This is a genomic window from Micromonospora sp. NPDC049139 (genome assembly GCF_055586845.1).
Window position 1 is genome coordinate 705,930 of record NZ_JBVJHK010000001.1, and the last position, 15,833, is coordinate 721,762.

15 protein-coding genes are annotated in these 15,833 nt (G+C 74.1%); 5 read left to right on the forward strand and 10 right to left on the reverse strand.

The features are described 5' to 3' along the window. The first annotated feature begins 256 nt into the window (after positions 1 to 256). A complete protein-coding gene (locus tag ACZ6Q9_RS03130; RefSeq protein ID WP_396826605.1) occupies positions 257 to 1,417 on the forward strand; it encodes a sensor histidine kinase in 1,161 nt (386 codons plus the stop codon). After that, positions 1,405 to 2,064 carry a LuxR C-terminal-related transcriptional regulator gene (locus tag ACZ6Q9_RS03135; RefSeq protein WP_396826603.1) on the forward strand — a complete coding sequence of 220 codons (660 nt, stop codon included), beginning with the start codon at positions 1,405 to 1,407 and terminating at the stop codon, positions 2,062 to 2,064. The genes ACZ6Q9_RS03130 and ACZ6Q9_RS03135 overlap by 13 nt, the downstream gene beginning before the upstream one ends. 200 nt (positions 2,065 to 2,264) lie before the next feature. Here ACZ6Q9_RS03135 and ACZ6Q9_RS03140 read toward each other — a convergent pair whose 3' ends face one another. Continuing rightward, on the reverse strand, positions 2,265 to 2,990 hold the full coding sequence (locus ACZ6Q9_RS03140; protein WP_396826601.1) for a TetR/AcrR family transcriptional regulator: 726 nt from the start codon (positions 2,988 to 2,990) through the stop codon (positions 2,265 to 2,267). Between the two features lie 30 nt (positions 2,991 to 3,020). Here ACZ6Q9_RS03140 and ACZ6Q9_RS03145 point away from each other — a divergent pair, with 30 nt between their 5' ends. Further along, entirely contained in the window at positions 3,021 to 4,145 is a 1,125-nt protein-coding gene (locus ACZ6Q9_RS03145; protein WP_396826599.1) for an FAD-dependent oxidoreductase, read from the forward strand. Positions 4,146 to 4,261: 116 nt separating this feature from the next. Here the strand turns inward: ACZ6Q9_RS03145 and ACZ6Q9_RS03150 are convergent, their stop codons facing one another. Genes ACZ6Q9_RS03150 through ACZ6Q9_RS03160 form a run of 3 tightly spaced genes read right to left on the reverse strand, consistent with a single transcriptional unit; the run spans position 4,262 to position 5,908 of the window. After that, entirely contained in the window at positions 4,262 to 4,861 is a 600-nt protein-coding gene (locus tag ACZ6Q9_RS03150) for a winged helix-turn-helix domain-containing protein (protein ID WP_396826597.1), read from the reverse strand. 49 nt (positions 4,862 to 4,910) lie between these two features. Next, positions 4,911 to 5,399: a rhodanese-like domain-containing protein gene (locus ACZ6Q9_RS03155; RefSeq protein ID WP_396826595.1), complete on the reverse strand. Its 489-nt coding sequence runs from the start codon at positions 5,397 to 5,399 to the stop codon at positions 4,911 to 4,913. A gap of 53 nt (positions 5,400 to 5,452) precedes the next feature. Continuing rightward, positions 5,453 to 5,908, reverse strand: coding sequence for a cysteine dioxygenase (locus ACZ6Q9_RS03160; protein ID WP_396826593.1), 456 nt, complete (start codon positions 5,906 to 5,908; stop codon positions 5,453 to 5,455). A 399-nt stretch (positions 5,909 to 6,307) separates the two neighbouring features. Between ACZ6Q9_RS03160 and ACZ6Q9_RS03165 the strand changes: the two genes are divergently transcribed. Both ACZ6Q9_RS03165 and ACZ6Q9_RS03170 read left to right on the forward strand, forming a co-directional pair. After that, positions 6,308 to 6,463 carry a hypothetical protein gene (locus tag ACZ6Q9_RS03165; RefSeq protein WP_466021388.1) on the forward strand — a complete coding sequence of 52 codons (156 nt, stop codon included), beginning with the start codon at positions 6,308 to 6,310 and terminating at the stop codon, positions 6,461 to 6,463. A 46-nt stretch (positions 6,464 to 6,509) separates the two neighbouring features. Next, on the forward strand, positions 6,510 to 7,466 hold the full coding sequence (locus ACZ6Q9_RS03170; protein WP_393448966.1) for a DUF3500 domain-containing protein: 957 nt from the start codon (positions 6,510 to 6,512) through the stop codon (positions 7,464 to 7,466). 206 nt (positions 7,467 to 7,672) lie between these two features. Here ACZ6Q9_RS03170 and ACZ6Q9_RS03175 read toward each other — a convergent pair whose 3' ends face one another. From ACZ6Q9_RS03175 to ACZ6Q9_RS03200, 6 genes are all read right to left on the reverse strand, one after another. Further along, a complete protein-coding gene (locus ACZ6Q9_RS03175) occupies positions 7,673 to 8,176 on the reverse strand; it encodes a DUF2231 domain-containing protein (protein WP_396826590.1) in 504 nt (167 codons plus the stop codon). 146 nt (positions 8,177 to 8,322) lie between these two features. Continuing rightward, complete coding sequence (locus ACZ6Q9_RS03180) at positions 8,323 to 9,063, reverse strand: GAF and ANTAR domain-containing protein (RefSeq protein ID WP_393269930.1); 741 nt, start codon at positions 9,061 to 9,063, stop codon at positions 8,323 to 8,325. A gap of 184 nt (positions 9,064 to 9,247) precedes the next feature. Further along, a complete protein-coding gene (secA2, locus tag ACZ6Q9_RS03185; RefSeq protein WP_393269927.1) occupies positions 9,248 to 11,539 on the reverse strand; it encodes an accessory Sec system translocase SecA2 in 2,292 nt (763 codons plus the stop codon). A gap of 97 nt (positions 11,540 to 11,636) precedes the next feature. Continuing rightward, the gene (locus ACZ6Q9_RS03190; RefSeq protein ID WP_396826587.1) at positions 11,637 to 13,469 is read right to left on the reverse strand and encodes an ABC transporter ATP-binding protein; all 1,833 of its coding nucleotides are present in this window, start codon (positions 13,467 to 13,469) and stop codon (positions 11,637 to 11,639) included. A 70-nt stretch (positions 13,470 to 13,539) separates the two neighbouring features. Continuing rightward, positions 13,540 to 14,628, reverse strand: coding sequence for a zinc-binding alcohol dehydrogenase (locus ACZ6Q9_RS03195; RefSeq protein WP_396826585.1), 1,089 nt, complete (start codon positions 14,626 to 14,628; stop codon positions 13,540 to 13,542). Continuing rightward, complete coding sequence (locus ACZ6Q9_RS03200) at positions 14,621 to 15,628, reverse strand: Gfo/Idh/MocA family protein (protein WP_396826583.1); 1,008 nt, start codon at positions 15,626 to 15,628, stop codon at positions 14,621 to 14,623. The genes ACZ6Q9_RS03195 and ACZ6Q9_RS03200 overlap by 8 nt, the downstream gene beginning before the upstream one ends. Between the last annotated feature and the right edge of the window lie 205 nt (positions 15,629 to 15,833).

The window sequence follows — 15,833 nt, forward strand, 5'->3', positions numbered from 1 at the left end:
ACGGTGGCCTCGACCGGCGCAACGCGTCGTCTCAATGGGTTTCTGCTGGTCAACCTCATGCGTTCGACGCTAGATTTCCGCGTCGTCGGATAGCGATACCGCGTACCACCGGATGCGAGGTACAGCTGGCTGTAGTGCCGCGGGCGGCGGCCACCGGGCAGACTCGACGCCGTGCCGGGAACGCGAAGGGACGCTGCCCTCGAGGAGGGTACGCAGAAAGGGCAATCCTGTGACGTCGGGTCGACGGTGGGTACAGGTGTGGCGGGGCGGGGCCTACCTCCTGGGATCGCTGGCCACCGGGATCGCCACGCTGCTCGCGCTGCCGCTGCTGTGCCATCCGAGGCTCGCCCGGCGTTGGGCGAACTGGCACCGTGACCGCGCCGGCCGGCTGCTCGGGACGCCGTTGGCATCGCGCCCTGCCCTGCGCACGACGGGACGCCGCCCATGGGCCGATCCGGCCACCCCTCGCGACCTGCTCTGGCTGCCGGTGAACGCCATCACCGGGGTAGCGCTCGGCCTGCTCACGCTGCTGTGCGTGGGCAACCTCCTGCCCGCCGCGGTCGCCACGCCACTGTGGTGGGCGTTCGCACCGGAGGATCGGCCCCGGCTGTTCATCGACATTCCGGTGACCGGCTGGGCGACAGCCCTCACCCTCGGTCCACTGCAGATCCTCCTGCTCACCGCGCTGGCGTACCTGGCCTTCCCGCCGATCGCTCGCGCACACGCCCGGATCTGCCTGGTAGTGCTGTCGCACTCGACGGCCGAACGGCTCGCCGACCGGGTCGCCGTGTTGACCCGCACCCGGGCAGACGTGCTCGACGCACACGGCGCAGAGCTGCGCCGGATCGAACGCGACCTGCACGACGGCACCCAGGCCCGGCTGGTGGCCATCGCGATGCGGCTGGCCGTGGCCCGACAGGCGTTAACCAACAATCCGCGAAACGAGCAGTTCCTGGAAGACCTTCTTCGGGACGCACACGAAGGAACCGAAGAGGCGATGACCGAGCTCCGCGAGGTGATCCGGACCGTCTACCCGCCGATCCTCGCCGACCGCGGCCTCACCGGCGCACTGACCGCGGTGACGGCCCGCTGCGGCGTGCCAACCCGACTGGAGATCGGCAACCTCGAAAAGGTACCGGCGGCCGTGGAGGCCGTCGTCTACTTCGCCGTCGCCGAGGCACTCACCAACGTCGCCAAGCACAGCCAGGCGACCACGGCCGGCGTACGGGTGAGCCGAACGGCAGACCGGTTGTCGGTGGCGATCACCGACAACGGCACTGGCGGCGCCGACGATCGGCGGGGCACCGGCCTTGCCGGGATCCGTCGCCGGGTGCTCGCGCTCGACGGCACCGTCGACATCGACAGCCCGGCCGGCGGGCCGACGACGATCACCATGGAGCTGCCGTGCGGGTGGTAATCGCCGAAGACAACGTCCTGCTGGCCAGCGGGCTGGAACTCCTGCTCAACAGCGTGGGGTTCGACATCGCCGCCATCGCGGGCGACGCGGCGGGCTTCCTCACCGCCGTCCGGGACCATCGGCCCGACGTCACCATCGTCGATGTCCGGCTGCCGCCGTCATTTCGCGACGAGGGCATCCGAGCCGCCCTGCGGGCCCGTCGAGAGCACCCTGGCCTACCGGTCCTGGTGCTGTCGCAGTACGTCGAGCAGCAGTACGCCGCCGAACTACTCGCCACCACCGGCGGCGGCGTCGGCTACCTCCTCAAGGATCGCGTCAGCCGGGTGGATGAGTTCGTCGACGCGCTGCGCCGGGTGGCCGCCGGTGGCACCGCCATGGACACCGAGGTCATCGCCCAACTCCTCGCCCACCGCAGGGACCCGATCGCCGTCCTCACCCCCCGCGAACGCGAGGTACTCGCGCAAATGGCCCAGGGACACGACAACAACACCATCGCTGACCGGCTTGTCATCACCGCCAACGCCGTACACAAGCACATCGGCAACATCTTCAACAAGCTGGGCCTCGCCGTCACCGACAGCGGCCACCGCCGCGTCCTCGCCGTTCTCACCTACCTCAACGGCGCGGGCCAGATCGGCGGCGACTGAGTACGCCGGTGACTCGGTCAACCGCGGCGACCGCCAACGACGTCCGCCCGACGCCGGCCAGGACGTCACCACCGAGGAGACACCCGGACAGCGTCGGGGCAGTGACGAACGCCCGGCAGGGCGCACCCGCTCGGCGACAGATCCGGATCTCTGATCGAGGTGTATCAGTGTTCAGCCGGCACTGGCCTGCGAGCAGTAGGTCACGTGTGGGGATGGCCGGTGATGCCGTCCAGGATGGCGGTCAGGTTGTGGTGGAAGGTCTCCTCGGCGTTGAGGTGCGCGCCGTCGATGACGAGCCGGGCGACGGTGGGGTAGCGGCCCGTTTCGAGCATGCGTGTCAGGTAGGGCCCGAGGGCGGCCTGCCAAGCGGACACGTCGGTGCCGGTTGAACGGGCGGTGCGTCGCTCGGTGATCTCCCTGCGGAGTGCCCCGACGATGAACGCGTTGAGGGCACCCACAGCCCGCTGAAGATCGTCGATGCCGCGCACGCCGGGAGCCTGGCTGAGCGCCGCCGCGGTCGATTCGCCCACGGCGAGCGCGTGCGGTCCTAGGTGTGGCCTTCCGCCGAGCAGGTCGGCGAACCACTCATGGTCAAGGGCGGCTTCGCGGGTCGCTTGGGCGAGGGCCAGCACCGTGGCGCGCCACTCGGCGTGCTGGCCGGCCTCGGCGATCTGGGCATACACGGTGTCGACCATCAGATCGAGCAGCTCGGATCTGTTGCTCACGTAGTCGTAGAGCCGCATCGGACCGACGCCGAGTTCTTTGGCGATCTTGCGTACCGACAGCCCCTCGAGGCCGTGCGCGTCGGCGAGCCGGATCGCCGTGGCGGCGATCTTCGCTCGGCTCAGCGGCACCGGCGCCGCCCGCGGCTGGGGCTCGGGCCGTTCCCAGACGGGCACCGGTGCATTACCGTACGGCGTATCCATGAGGTACAGCGTACGGTAACGGAGACGATGATGCGAATCGCGATCGCCGGTGGTGGCCTTGGCGGCCTGACGCTGGCCCGAATCCTGCACCGGCACGGCATCGACGCGGTCGTGTACGAACGCGAGGCAAGCCGATCCGCGCGATCACAAGGCGGATCGCTCGACCTGCACCCGGAGTCCGGGCAACAGGCCCTGGCCGATGCGGGCCTCGCCGGCCGATTCCGGTCCGAGGCACGGCCGGAGGGCGAGGAGCATCGCATCCTCGACCCGGCCGGACGCACCCTCGTACACCACAAGCCACAACCCGGCTCATTCTCCGGACGCCCCGAGATCGACCGCAGCGCACTGCGTGATCTTCTGCTCGATTCACTCCCCGGCGACGCGGTGGCCTGGCAGCACCGGCTCGTCGCGGCGACGCCACGACCCGACGGAGGCTTCGGGCTGACGTTCGATGGCCGCCACAGCGCCGACTGCGACGTCCTCATCGGCGCGGACGGCGCACGCTCGGTCGTCCGGTCGCTGCTGACCGACGCGGCACTGTCCTCCGTGGCCACCCTGGTCGAACTCACCATCGGCGACGCCGACCGGCGCCACCCGGATCTCGCCGATCTGGTCGGCCCCGGAAACCTCTGGTGCATCGGCGTGAACCAGATCCTGGCAGCACAACGCCTCGGCGACGGCAGCATCCGAGTCGGCATCTCCCTACCCGCGGACGACCGCCACCTGGACGCCTACCGCAGCAAGCGCGCTCTGCTGGACATGTTCGATGGCTGGAACCCCAGCCTCACCGCACTCATCGAAGCCGGCGACAGCCCGCCGACCCCACGCAGGATCGAGGCGATGCCCACTGGTACACGCTGGGCCCACCAACCGGGCATCACCCTCATCGGTGACGCCGCGCACCTCATGCCGCCGGTCGGCGAGGGCGCCAACCAAGCCATGCTCGACGCCGCCGAACTCGCCGCCGAACTCGCCACCAACCCCGCCGACCCCGACTCGGCGATCCAGACGTACGAGGAGGCGATGTTCACCAGAACCCACCCGATCGCCGAAATGTCCGCACGAGTCCAGGCAATGATGCTGTCCCCCACCGCAGCCGACGACATCATCCGCTTCTTCACGCCACGGCCCACCGAGCCGGCACCCGCAGCTTGACGACACGCGACGCAGCCGGCCCCGCCCTTGCAGACGCTCCTGCCCTGGAAGAGGATGCGCCGCGCGGGGGGTGCGGGCTCGTCAGGAGCCGCCGTCGAACCCGGTTCCGGTGCCCGTCATTGGCTCCGGTCGACCTCGATCCGGGCCTCGTCGGCCAGGCGGTAGCCGACACCGTGGACGGTGGTCACCAGCGGCGTGTCGGCGCCGAACTTGGCGCGCAGCCGGCGGACGTGCACGTCGACGGTGCGGGCCACCGCGTGTTCGTAGCCCCAGACGTTGGCGAGCAACTGGAGGCGGGTGAAGACCTGGCGGGGCCGCTCGGCCAGGAACAGCAGCAGGTCGTACTCGATGCGGGTCAGCGCCACGGCCCGGGAACCGTGGTGGACGACCCGGGGCCCGGCGAGGATCCGGACCCCGTCGGGACGCCCGGCGTCCGGGGCCGGGCCGGGGTCCACGACGGCCGCGGCTCCGCCGGGGTGCGCGACGGCCTGGGCCGGGCGGGGCGCCGCCGGCGGGCCCTCGGCGGCGGCCGGGCGCACGCGGCCCTCCCCCGACTCGGCGAGTTCGCCGATCAGCTCCAGCAGCCGGGCCAGGCGGGGGCTCAGCGGCCCGGGAGCGACGTCGAGGGTGATGGTGAGGGTCGGTGCGGAGCGCGGGCGGACCGGCCCGGGACGGCCGGCCGGCTGGGGCCGGGGGGTGAGGGCGACGACGGACATGGAGCCTCCTGGGGACGGCGGTGCCGCCACGCCCGGTGGGGCGGGACGGTCAGGACGGCGCCCGGCCGGCGGTCACCGGGGGCGCGGGAGTGGACGGACGGGGTGGCGGGGTGGGGCCGAGGACGGGCAGGCCGGCGAGCCGCCAGGCGACGAAGCCGCCGACCACGTCCGTGGCGCGGTGCAGCCCGAGGTCCTGCAGGGCGGCGGCGGCCAGCGAGGAGGTGTAACCCTCCTGGCAGATGACCACCACCGGCAGGTCGTAGCCGACAGCCTGCGGCAGCCGTGCGGGACAGCGCGGGTCGAAGCGCCACTCCAGCACGTTGCGTTCGACCACCAGCGAGCCCGGCACGGCGCCGTGCGCGGCGCGCTGGGCGGCCGGGCGGATGTCGACCAGCAGCGCTCCGCCACGACAGGCCAGGTGCGCCCGCTCGGGATCCAGCCGATCGAGCCGCGCGCGGGCGGCGGCCAGGATCTCGTCGATGCCCCGGGAGCCCGGCGGCGCCGGGGCCGGACAGGCGTGCGGGTCGGTCTGCGGCATGGTCGTTTCCTCCGGTGGGTGCTGGCGGCCGGTGGCGCGGGACGGTGGGGCGTTCACCAGGCGACCCCGGCCTCGGCCACCTCGGCGGCGCGGAGCCGGCCGTCGGCGAGCAGGTAGCGGGTCATCCGGCGCAGGGCGGGGCGGTAGACGTGGACGCTCACGGCCGGCTCGCCGCCCCGGTTGGTCACCTGGTGCACGTGCCGGGGTCCGAAGCGACGGCCGGAACCGGCGGCAAGGTAATGCGGGCGCAGCCGGCCCCCGCTGACGGTCTCCTCGGTGAGTGCGCCGGCCACGACGAGGAACGCGCCGCCCGAGCCGCCGTGGTCGTGCAGGTCGGTGCCCTGCCCGGGCAGCCAGCTCAGCGCCCAGACCTCGTGGTCGGCGGTCCGGTCGAGCCGGGCGTACCACCGGGAGGCCGGGTCGAAGCGCAGCGGCACCGGCCATCCGGCCGGGTCGGCGGCCCATGCTCCGGCGATGGCGAGCGGGTCGGGCTGGCGACGGTCGGTCATGGTGGTCCTTCGGGGTACGGCGACGTGCGGAGCCTCAGCTTAGCCTGTAAATCCTATGGGTTTAATAGGTAATTCCGCATGCCGGGACACGAGCGACCCTCCCCAGCGCGCCGGCCGAGCAACCTACCGGGCTGCCGCGCGACTAACCTGGACCGGTGAGTGAGGAACTCGACGCCGAGACGCTGGCGTTCGCACACCGGATGTTCGACCTGGCGCGCGACGGCGGCACCGACGAGCTGGCCGACTACGTCGACGCGGGGCTGCCGGTCGACCTGACCAACGACAAGGGCGACACCCTGCTGATCCTGGCGGCGTACCACGCCCACCCGGAGACCGGTCGCCGCGCTGCTCGCCCGGGGTGCCGACCACGGCCCCACCAACGACCGGGGGCAGACGGCGCTGGCCGCCGCGACGTTCCGCAGCAGCGCCGACGCGGTCCGGGCGCTGCTCGCCGCCGGGGCCGACCCGCACCACGGCAACCCGTCGGCGGTGGAGACGGCCCGCTTCTTCGACCTGCCCGAGATGCTCGCACTGCTGACGACGCCGGCCGGCTGACGGCGACGGCCCCCCGCGCCCGGGTCCCGGCCGGTATACAGAGGCGGTGGAAGATCCGCTGCCCGAGCAGATGCGCACCGCCGGCACGGCGCTGCTGGCCGCGCTGGACGAGCCCGCCCGCGCCCGCGCCGCCCTCCGGTTCGACGACGAGCAGGCCCGGCGCTGGCTGGAGTACCGGCCACGACCCCGGCCCGGGGTGTGCCTGGCCGACCTGGACCGCGCCGGGCGCAAGGCCGCGCACCGGCTGCTGGCCACCGCGCTGAGCCCACCGGCGTACGCCCAGGCGATGGCGATCGTCGCGCTGGAGGAGGTGCTGGACCGGGCGGAGGGATGGCACCGGGGCCGGCACAGCGGCGACTACTGGGTGGCCGTCTTCGGCGACCCGGCCCGGGACGACGCGTGGGCGTGGCGGCTGGAGGGGCACCACCTCTCGGTGAGCATGACCGTGGTGGCCGACCAGGTCTCCCCCGCGCCGATCTTCCTCGGCGCCAACCCGGCCGCCGTCCGGTACGCCGGCCGCCCCGTCTCCCGGCCCCTGGGCGTCGAGGAGGACCTGGGCCGCGCCCTGCTGGACGCCATCGGCCCGGCCGGCCGAGCCGCCGCGATCGTCGCCGACGAGGCGCCCGGCGACATCATCAGCGCCACCCGCGCCCACGTCGACGCGCCGCTGGAGCCGCTCGGGGTGCCCGCCGACCGGCTCGGCCCCACCGGGCGGGCGCTGCTGGACCAGCTCGTCGCGCTCTACCTGGACCGGCTCCCGCCCGAGCTGGCGATCCGGGAGGCACGCCGGCTGGCCTCGGGGCAGCTGCACTTCGCCTGGGCCGGCCCGACCCGCCCCGGCCAACGCCACTACTACCGTGTGCAGGGCGACGACCTGCTGATCGAGTACGACAACACCACCGACGACGGCAACCACGCGCACACCGTGCTGCGCCGCCCGGCCAGCGACTTCGGCGCGGACGTCCTGGCCGCCCACCACGCCGAATCCCACCCGACCCGCTGACCCCTCCCCCGCCACCCTTTCCGCCCCCCGCGATCTTGCACTCTCAGCCCCCGGATCGGGCGGAATTGCCACCTTCGTCCGGGCGCCAAGTGCAAGATCGCGGGGGCCGGGGGCGGGGGCAGGGGCGGGGGCAGGGGCAGAGGCAGAGGCAGAGGCAGGGGCAGGGGCAGGGGCAGGGGCAGGGGCAGGGGCAGGGGCGGGGTGGGTCAGGGGCGGGAGCGGGCCAGGTCGACGGTGGAGCCGGAGACGCCGCCCAGCGCGTCGAAGGTGGTCGCCTCGGCCCGGCGGCCCACGTCGAACAGCCGCACCAGCCGGGCACCCAGCCGGACGCCGACCGCACCGACGGCCAGGGCCACGACCTCGGTGAGCAGCAGCACGACGCTGGCGCCGCGCCGCGGCGCGTCCGCGCGGACGAGGCAGGACACCAGAAACAGCGCGGCCATCGCCACGTTCACCAGGTTGAAGGTCACCGCCGTGCGTCGGGTCCGGCCGCCCGGCACGTCCCACAGGTCGATCATGCCGGCCACGGCGGCCAGCGCGGCGGCGAACAGGGCCGCCACCGAGCTCCAGTAGCCCACCTCGCCGAGGAAGGCCGGTCCCCCGAGCACGTCGGTCAGGTCGAACACGGTCGCGCTCACGAAGAGCCCGAACGGGAACGTCACCAGCATCGGTTGGATCGGGTGCCCCTGCACCCGAAGCCGGCTCTGCATCGTTCCTCCCCCAGGTCGGCTCACCCCACGAATACAGAGTGCTACCCGGGCGCTCCCAGGGCGAAACGACACGCGCCCATCGGCCCAGATGTCACGGCGCCGGGAGGGACGGCGGGCGGGGCGGCGAACGGGGTGGCAGCCGGGACTCAGGTGTCCCTGGGGCGTGACACGGTGCTGACCAGCCGGTCGGCCACCTCGCGCAGCGGGATGTCCAGCGACGACGCGGCGCTGCGCAGCACGTCGAGAGCCTCCTCGGCCGGGCAGCCGCGCTGGGTCATGATGACCCCGATCGCCTGCCCCACCACCCCGTCGCCGAGCAGCGACGAGTCCAGCTCCCCGGCCCGGGCCGCCCGGCGCGCCCGGTCGCGGACCGCCGCGAGGAGCAGCCCGGCGTGCTCGGCGAGCAGCATCGCGGTGAGCTGGTGCCCGGGGGTGAGCAGGTCGGCGGCGCCGGCGTAGAGGTTGATCGCCCCGATCACCTGCTCGTCGACGTCGACAGGGGCGGAGATCACCCCGTGCACGCCCAGCTCCCGCGCGCGGGGCGTCCAGGTCGGCCAGCGCGGCTCGCGGCCCAGGTGCTCGGAGAGGATCATCTCCCGCCGCCGGATCGCGTCCATCGCCGGCGAGTCCGGACCGTGCCGCAGGTCGTCCAGCCCCGCCAGCCGCTCGTCGGAGGCGGCCACGCCGGCCGGCTCCCCGGCCCGCAGCGCGGTGAAGCCGCACCAGCTCACGCCGTCCACCGCGTCCCGGCCGATGCGCACCAGCGCCGCCAGCGCCTCGTCGAAGTCGTCGACGGCGATCAGCCCGGCCGTCAGCTCCCGCAGCAGGGCGGCCGTCTCCAGGACGCCCAGCCGCTCCACCGCCGGGTCCCGCATCTCCAGGTTCACCGCGGCACAGCCTCCACCGACCCCGCGCGTGCCCCCGCACGCCCGACCGGCGCCGTCACCCGTTCCATCTTCTGATCTCTCCCGACTCTTCGGACCCGCCCTACTACCCTCGCAAACCGGGGTCGAAACGGCGCAAAAGGGGGCCCCTTTCGGCGCCGCGTGGCGCGAAAGGGGCCCCGACGCGTCAGCGGGAGCCGGCGCTGAGCCGTCGACCCACGGAAGCGATCAACCGGTCCAGCTCGGAGCCGAACGGGTTGTCGTGCACCAGGTACGTCCAGGTGGCGCTCGGCCGCACCAGCTTCGCCTCGTCCGGCTCCCAGTCCTCGCCGAACTCCGTCTCCTCGAAGGTCGCGATGGTCCGCGTCTCGATCTCCGGGATCAGGTTGTTGAACGCCGGCACCGCCGCCCGGTGGAACTCGTCCAGCGGGTCGAGGCGGCCGAGCGCGCGCAGGTGCACGCCCTCGCGCACCTCGGACAGCTCGGCGAGGTGCTCCGCCCAGAGCCGGTCGAGGTGGTAGAGGGCGATCGACCGGGCGACCCGGGCGAGCAGGTCCTCGTCCATCTCCTCGGCCTTCTCCGGCACCCGGTCCAGCAGCATCAGCGCCGCCACGTCGCTGGTCAGCAGCCGCTCCCGCCGCTCGGCGAGGGCCTTGCGCTGCTGCTCGATGACCACGCTGTAGCGCCAGGTGTTGCGGTGGATCTCGTGGTTGACGCCCTCGGCGACCCGCTGGGCGTGCTCGACGGCGTAGTCGACCTGCTCGTCGGTGACCAGGCCGTCGGCGTTCATCCGGGGTGACGCCGGGACGGCGTCGCCGGCGTGCCGGACGACCAGGTCGTCCTCGAGGCTGACGAAGAAGACCGAGCCACCCGGGTCGCCCTGGCGGCCGGCCCGGCCGCGGAGCTGGTCGTCGACCCGCCGGCTGTCGTGCCGGCCACTGCCGATCACGTAGAGGCCGCCCAACTCGGCGACCCGCTCCCGGTCGGCCTGGTCGCTGCCGCCGAGCCGGATGTCCACGCCCCGGCCGGCCATCTGGGTGGAGACGGTCACCGCGCCGTACGCGCCGGCCTCGGCGATGATCGCCGCCTCCTCGTCGTCGTTCTTGGCGTTGAGCACCACGCAGGGCACCCCGGCGGCGTTCAGGCCGGCCGCCAGCCCCTCGGACTCCTTCACGTCCAGCGTGCCGACCAGCACCGGCCGCCCCGCCGAGTGGCAGCGCGTGATCTCGTCGATCAGCGCCTCCTCCTTCTCGGCGCGGGTGGCGTAGATCCGGTCCGGCTCGTCCTCACGGACGCACGGGGTGTTCGGCGGGATCACCGCCACCTCGAGGCCGAAGAACTCCCGGAGCTGGTCGCCCACCAGCACCGCGGTCGCCGTCATGCCGCACACCGTCGGGTAGAGGCCGACGTACGCCTGCACGGCGATGGTGCCGAGCACCTCGCCCTCGGCGGTGGCGTCCAGGCCCTCCTTGGCCTCCACCGCCGCCTGGAGCCCGTCCGGCCAGCGGCGGCGCTGGGCCACCCGGCCGCGCATCTCGTCGATCAGCTCGACGGTGCCGTCACGGACGATGTAGTCGACGTCGCGGTGCAGCAGGGCGTGCGCGTGCAGTGCCACGTTCACCGCCGAGAGCTGCGCGACGTGCTCCTCGTCGTACAGGTCGATGCCGAGCTTGGCCTCGACGGCGGCCAGGCCGGCGGCGGTGAAGGCCACGCTGCGGCCATCCTCGGCGACCGTGTAGTGCTTGCCCTTGCGCAGGCCGCGCACCAGGGCGGCGGCCGCGTGCACCGGGTCCTGCTCGCCGGCGACCGCGCCGGCGAGGACCATCGGCACCCGGGCCTCGTCGATGAGGATCGAGTCGGCCTCGTCGACGATCGCCGTGCGCAGCGGCGGCTGCACCCGGTCGTCGATGTCGGTCACGAGCTGGTCGCGCAGGTAGTCGAAGCCGGCCTCGCTGACGGAGACGTAGGTGACGTCGCAGGCGTACGCGTCGCGCCGCTCCTGGGGGGTGGATGCCTCGTTGACCCAGCCGACGGTCAGGCCGAGCAGGGTGTAGACGGGCTCCATCCACTGGGCGTCGCGGCGGGCCAGGTAGTCGTTGACGGTGAGCACGTGCACCGGGCCGTTGCCGAGCCGGACGTGCCCGTACGCGGCGACGGTGGCGGTGAGCGTCTTGCCCTCACCGGTGGCCATCTCGGCGACTTTGCCCGAGAGCAGGGCCATGGCGCCGAGCAGCTGCACGTCGTACGGCCGCTGGTCGATGCCGCGGCGGGCGGCCTCCCGGCCGATCGCGCAGATCTCCTCGTAGCCCGTGGCCGTGCCGGCGGCCTCGGTCAGCTCGGCGTCGTCGAGGGCCGACAGCTTCTCCTCGCGCGCCTCGATGGCCGGCAGCAGCTTCTCCAGCGGCCCCAGGTCGACCGTCGTCCCCGGGCGCTGGAGGAACCGGCGGAACCTGCTCTTCAAGCGTTGCGACACACCCATGAGCGGCAACGGTACGCGACCGGGCCGGGTAGCGGCGGCCCGCCCGGCGCGGCGCCGCGCGGGGTGTCGCCGCCGGGCGGGTCGGGCCGCCCGCCGCTCAGGTCACCAGGAGCTGGTGGGCGGCCAGCTCGCGGTAGAGGGGGCTGGTCACGGTCAGCTCGTCGTGGGTGCCGGTGGCGGCCACCCGCCCGCCGTCGAGCACCACGATCTGGTCGGCGTCGACGACCGTGGAGAGCCGGTGCGCCACGATCAACAAGGTCCGCCGGACGGCCACCGCGTCGATGGCCCGGCGCAGCGCGGCCTCGTTGCGGGCGTCGAGGTTGCTGGTCGGCTCGTCGAGCAGCAGCACCGGCGGCCCGGCCAGCAGGGCCCGGGCGATCGCCAGCCGCTGCCGCTCGCCGCCGGAGAGCAGCACCCCGCCCTCGCCCACCTGCACGGCCAGCCCCTCCGGGGCCCGCTCGGCGAGATGACCGAGGTTGACCTCGTCGAGCACCGCGCGCAGCCGGTCGTCGGTGGCGTCCGGCGCGCTGATCAGCAGGTTCTCCCGGAGCGTGCCGGCCAGCACCGGCGCGGACTGCTCGACGTAGCCGAGGCGGGCGCGCAGCGCGTCGCGGGGCAGGTCGCACACGTCCACCCCGTCCAGCCGCAGGGTGCCCCCGGTCACGTCGTAGAAGCGCTCGACCAGGGCCAGCAGCGTCGACTTGCCGGCGCCGGAGGGGCCGACGAGTGCCGTGCGGGTGCCGGCCGGCACGGTGAAGCTGACCTCGCGCAGCACCGGCGGGCCACCCGGGTAGTGGAAGTCGACCCGGTCGAACTCGACGGCCGCCGGTGCCCCGTCGGCGGTGTTCGGCCAGGTCGGGGCGGCGGTGTGACGGACGGGCGCGGGGCGGTCGGCCGCGCCCTCCACCGGCACCGCGAGCACCTCCTCGATCCGCTGCAACGCGCCCAGCCCGGTCTGCAACTGGGCGTAGGCGTGCACCGCCTGGCCGAGCGGCAGCACCAGGAAGAACAGCAGCATCACGAACGCGACCAGGTCACCCACGGTGATCACGCCGGCCGCCACCCGCGCCCCGCCCACGCCCAGCACCAGCAGGAACGCGCCCTGGATCGTGACCGTGCTCACCGGGCCGACGAACGCCTGCACCCGGGCCACCCGCAGCCCCGCCGCGTACGCCTGCGCCGCGCTGGCGCCGACCGTGTCGGCCTCGCGCCGCTCCGCCCGGGCCGCGCGGATCGTCCGGACGGCGGAGATCGCCCGCTCCACCGCCGAGGTCATCTCCCCGATGCGCTCCTGGGCGGCCCGGGCCAGGTTGCGCATCCGGTGCGCGAAGGCGACCGCGAAGCCGACCCCGGCGGCCACCCCGAGCAGGGTCACCCCGAACAGCACCGGGTCGAGCAGCACCATCGCGCCGGCCGCGCCCAGCACCATCACCGCGCCGGTGACCACCTCGAACAGCCCGGAGGTGACCACCGCCCGCAGCAGCGTGGTGTCCGAGCCGACCCGGGACAGCAGGTCGCCGGTGCGGCGGCGGTCGTACTCGGCGATCGGCAGCCGCAGCAGGTGCCCGGCCAGCCGCCGCCGGGTGCCCAGCACGACCCCCTCGGCGGTGCGTTGCAGCAGGTAGTCCCGCAGCCCGCCGAGCGCCGCGGCCCCCAGCACCAGGGCGACCAGCACCGCCACCAGGCCGGCCACCGGCCGGGCCGCCGACACGCCGTCGAGCACCGCGCGGGTGAGGAGCGGCTGCGCCAGCGACGCCGCCGCCCCGGCCAGCGACAGCGCGGCCACCACGGCGAGGGTGCCGCGGTGGGCGCGCAGGTACGGCAGCAGGGCGGCGAGGCCGACCCGGTGCTCCCCCGGGGCGGTCGCGGGGTCGCCGGCGGGAGCCTCGGCGGGGGCGGGAGCGGCGGCTGCGGGGGCGTCGGCGGTCACGACGCGGTCCTGGCGGTCATGCCCGCCAACGGTAACCGGCCCCGGCATCCGCCCTGGCCGGACGCGGATGTCAGACGGTCAGCACCACCTGGAGCTCCTGCCGGCGCCGCTCGGCCAGGTCGGTCAGCAGCGTCGGCGCCTCCTCGAACGGCACCACCGCCGACACCAGGTGCTTGCGGACCACGTCCCCGTACGCCCGCAGCAGGTCGATCGTCTCGGCGGAGAGGCGCTCGCGGTCCCAGGTGGGGGCGAGCCCGCGCGGCACCCGGCCGATCTGCGCGCAGCGCAGCGACAGTCCGTTGTGGTGGAACTCCTCGCCGAACCGCACCGCGTCCGCGCCGGCCTGGTAGAAGGCCAGGTCGACGACCGTGCCCTGGGGGCGCAGCAGGCGCAGCGCGAGCTGCAACGCCCACGCCTGCCCCCGGCACTGGAACACCACGTCGGCGCCCCGGTCGCCGGGGCCGTGTGCCCAGCGGGTCTTGAGGACCACCGCCGGGTCGTCGGCCTCCGGGTCGAGGGTCTCCAGGCCGAGCGCCTCGGCGACGGCCCGCCGCTGCGGGGTCGGGTCGAGCACCACCACCGAGGCGGCGCCGTGCCGCTTGGCGAACAGGGCGGTGAGCAGGGCCACCACCCCGCTGCCGACGACGGCCACGCGGCGGCCCCGGACGCCGTCGCCCAGCGACCGCACGTCGGCGCCGTGCAGGTCGGCGGCGGCGTGCAGCACCCCGTTGGCGCAGATCGGCCCCATGTGCGCCACGTAGACGCCGAGCACCGGGTCGATGTCGTCGGGCAGCGGCACGAACCGCTCGGCGACCGGGTCGGCGACCCAGCCGGTGCGGTGGCCGTACGTCATCGCGCCGACGGTGCCCACGGCGACGGCCGGGGTGCGGCTCTCCACCACCCGGCCGACCTGCATGTAGCCCAGCCGGGTCACCGGGTAGGGAGTGCTCGCCCCGCCCGGCTGGAACAGGCCGAGGTCGGCGTTCCAGGTGACGTGCAGGTAGGGGTTGGTGCCCTTGACGTAGCTCAGCTCGGTGCCGGCGGAGACGCCGCTGAACAACGTCTCGACCCGGAACGTGCCGTCGGTCAGCTCGACGGCGTCCTGCTCGACGAGTTCCACCCGGCCCGGGCCGCTGACCACCACCACCTTGTCACGCATCGACGGTCACCCCCGTGGCGAGCGGCGCGGCGGCCGGGCGGTCCAGGCGTACGGTCCGGCCGGTGCGGGCGGAGTCGGCCACCGCGAGGGCGAGCCGCTGGGTGCCGAGCGCCTCGGCGTACGGGACGCGGACGTCGTCGCCGACCCCGCGGACCGCGTCGACGAAGGCCCGGTCGACGGCCACCCGGGCGGCGTCGGGGTCGGCGCCGAAGCGACGTTCGCCGTCGGCGTCGCGGACCACCAGGCTGTCCTCGGTCAGCGACAGGGCCAGCCCGTCGGCGAGGATCTCCACGCCGGCGCGGTGTTTCCAGCCGAGCACGCAGGCGGCGGTCAGCGTGCCGACCGCCCCGCCGGCGAACCGCAGCGCCGCGGTGGTCACCGAGTCGATGTCGGCGCCGTCGACCGGCGGCGGCGTCCCGTTGCCGTACGCGGTGACCTCGGTCGCCTCCCCGACCAGCGTCCGCACCAGGTCCAGCACGTGGGCGGCCTGCTCCACCACCGGTCCCCCGGAGCGGTCCCGCCTGGACCACCAGGCGACCGGGGGCACCTTGTCCCACCACGCGCCGCTGACCATCCGCACCGGACGGCCGGCGAGCAGCTCCCGCGCCTGCTGCACCACCGGCAGGTACCGCCAGTGGTGTCCGACGCCGGTGAGCAGCCCCCGCCGGGCGACCAGGTCGGCGATCCGCTCGGCCGTGGCCAGGTCGACCGCGACGGGCTTCTCCACGAACATCGGCACCCCGGCCGCGATCACCGCCTCCTCCGCCGGGCCGTGCGCGAACGGCGGCACGCAGACGTACACCGCGTCCGGCCCGGCGGCCAGCAACTCCTCCACGCCGTCGAACGTCCGGGCGCCGTGCCCGCCGGCCAGTTCCGCCGCCGCCGCCGGGACCACGTCGGTCACCCCGAGCAGTTCCACGTCCGCGAAGCCACCCAGCACCCGGGCGTGGCGTTGCGCCACCCCGCCGGCCCCTACCAGTCCCACCCGGCACGTGCGCATGTAAGAGCCCTTCCGCCACGGTTTCACGTTCCGTCGAGTGCACTCCCCCCGCGTGGGCGCAATCAAACGTTCACCAGGGGGGAACCCGGCCGCGTGACCTCCGTGATCAAGCTGTTAGGCATGCTGCGGTTAGCGCGAGCGCAGTAGTGGGAAAAACAGAACGGGTTTTTCCGCCACGATCAGGGGGTGCCTGTGCGGAATACGG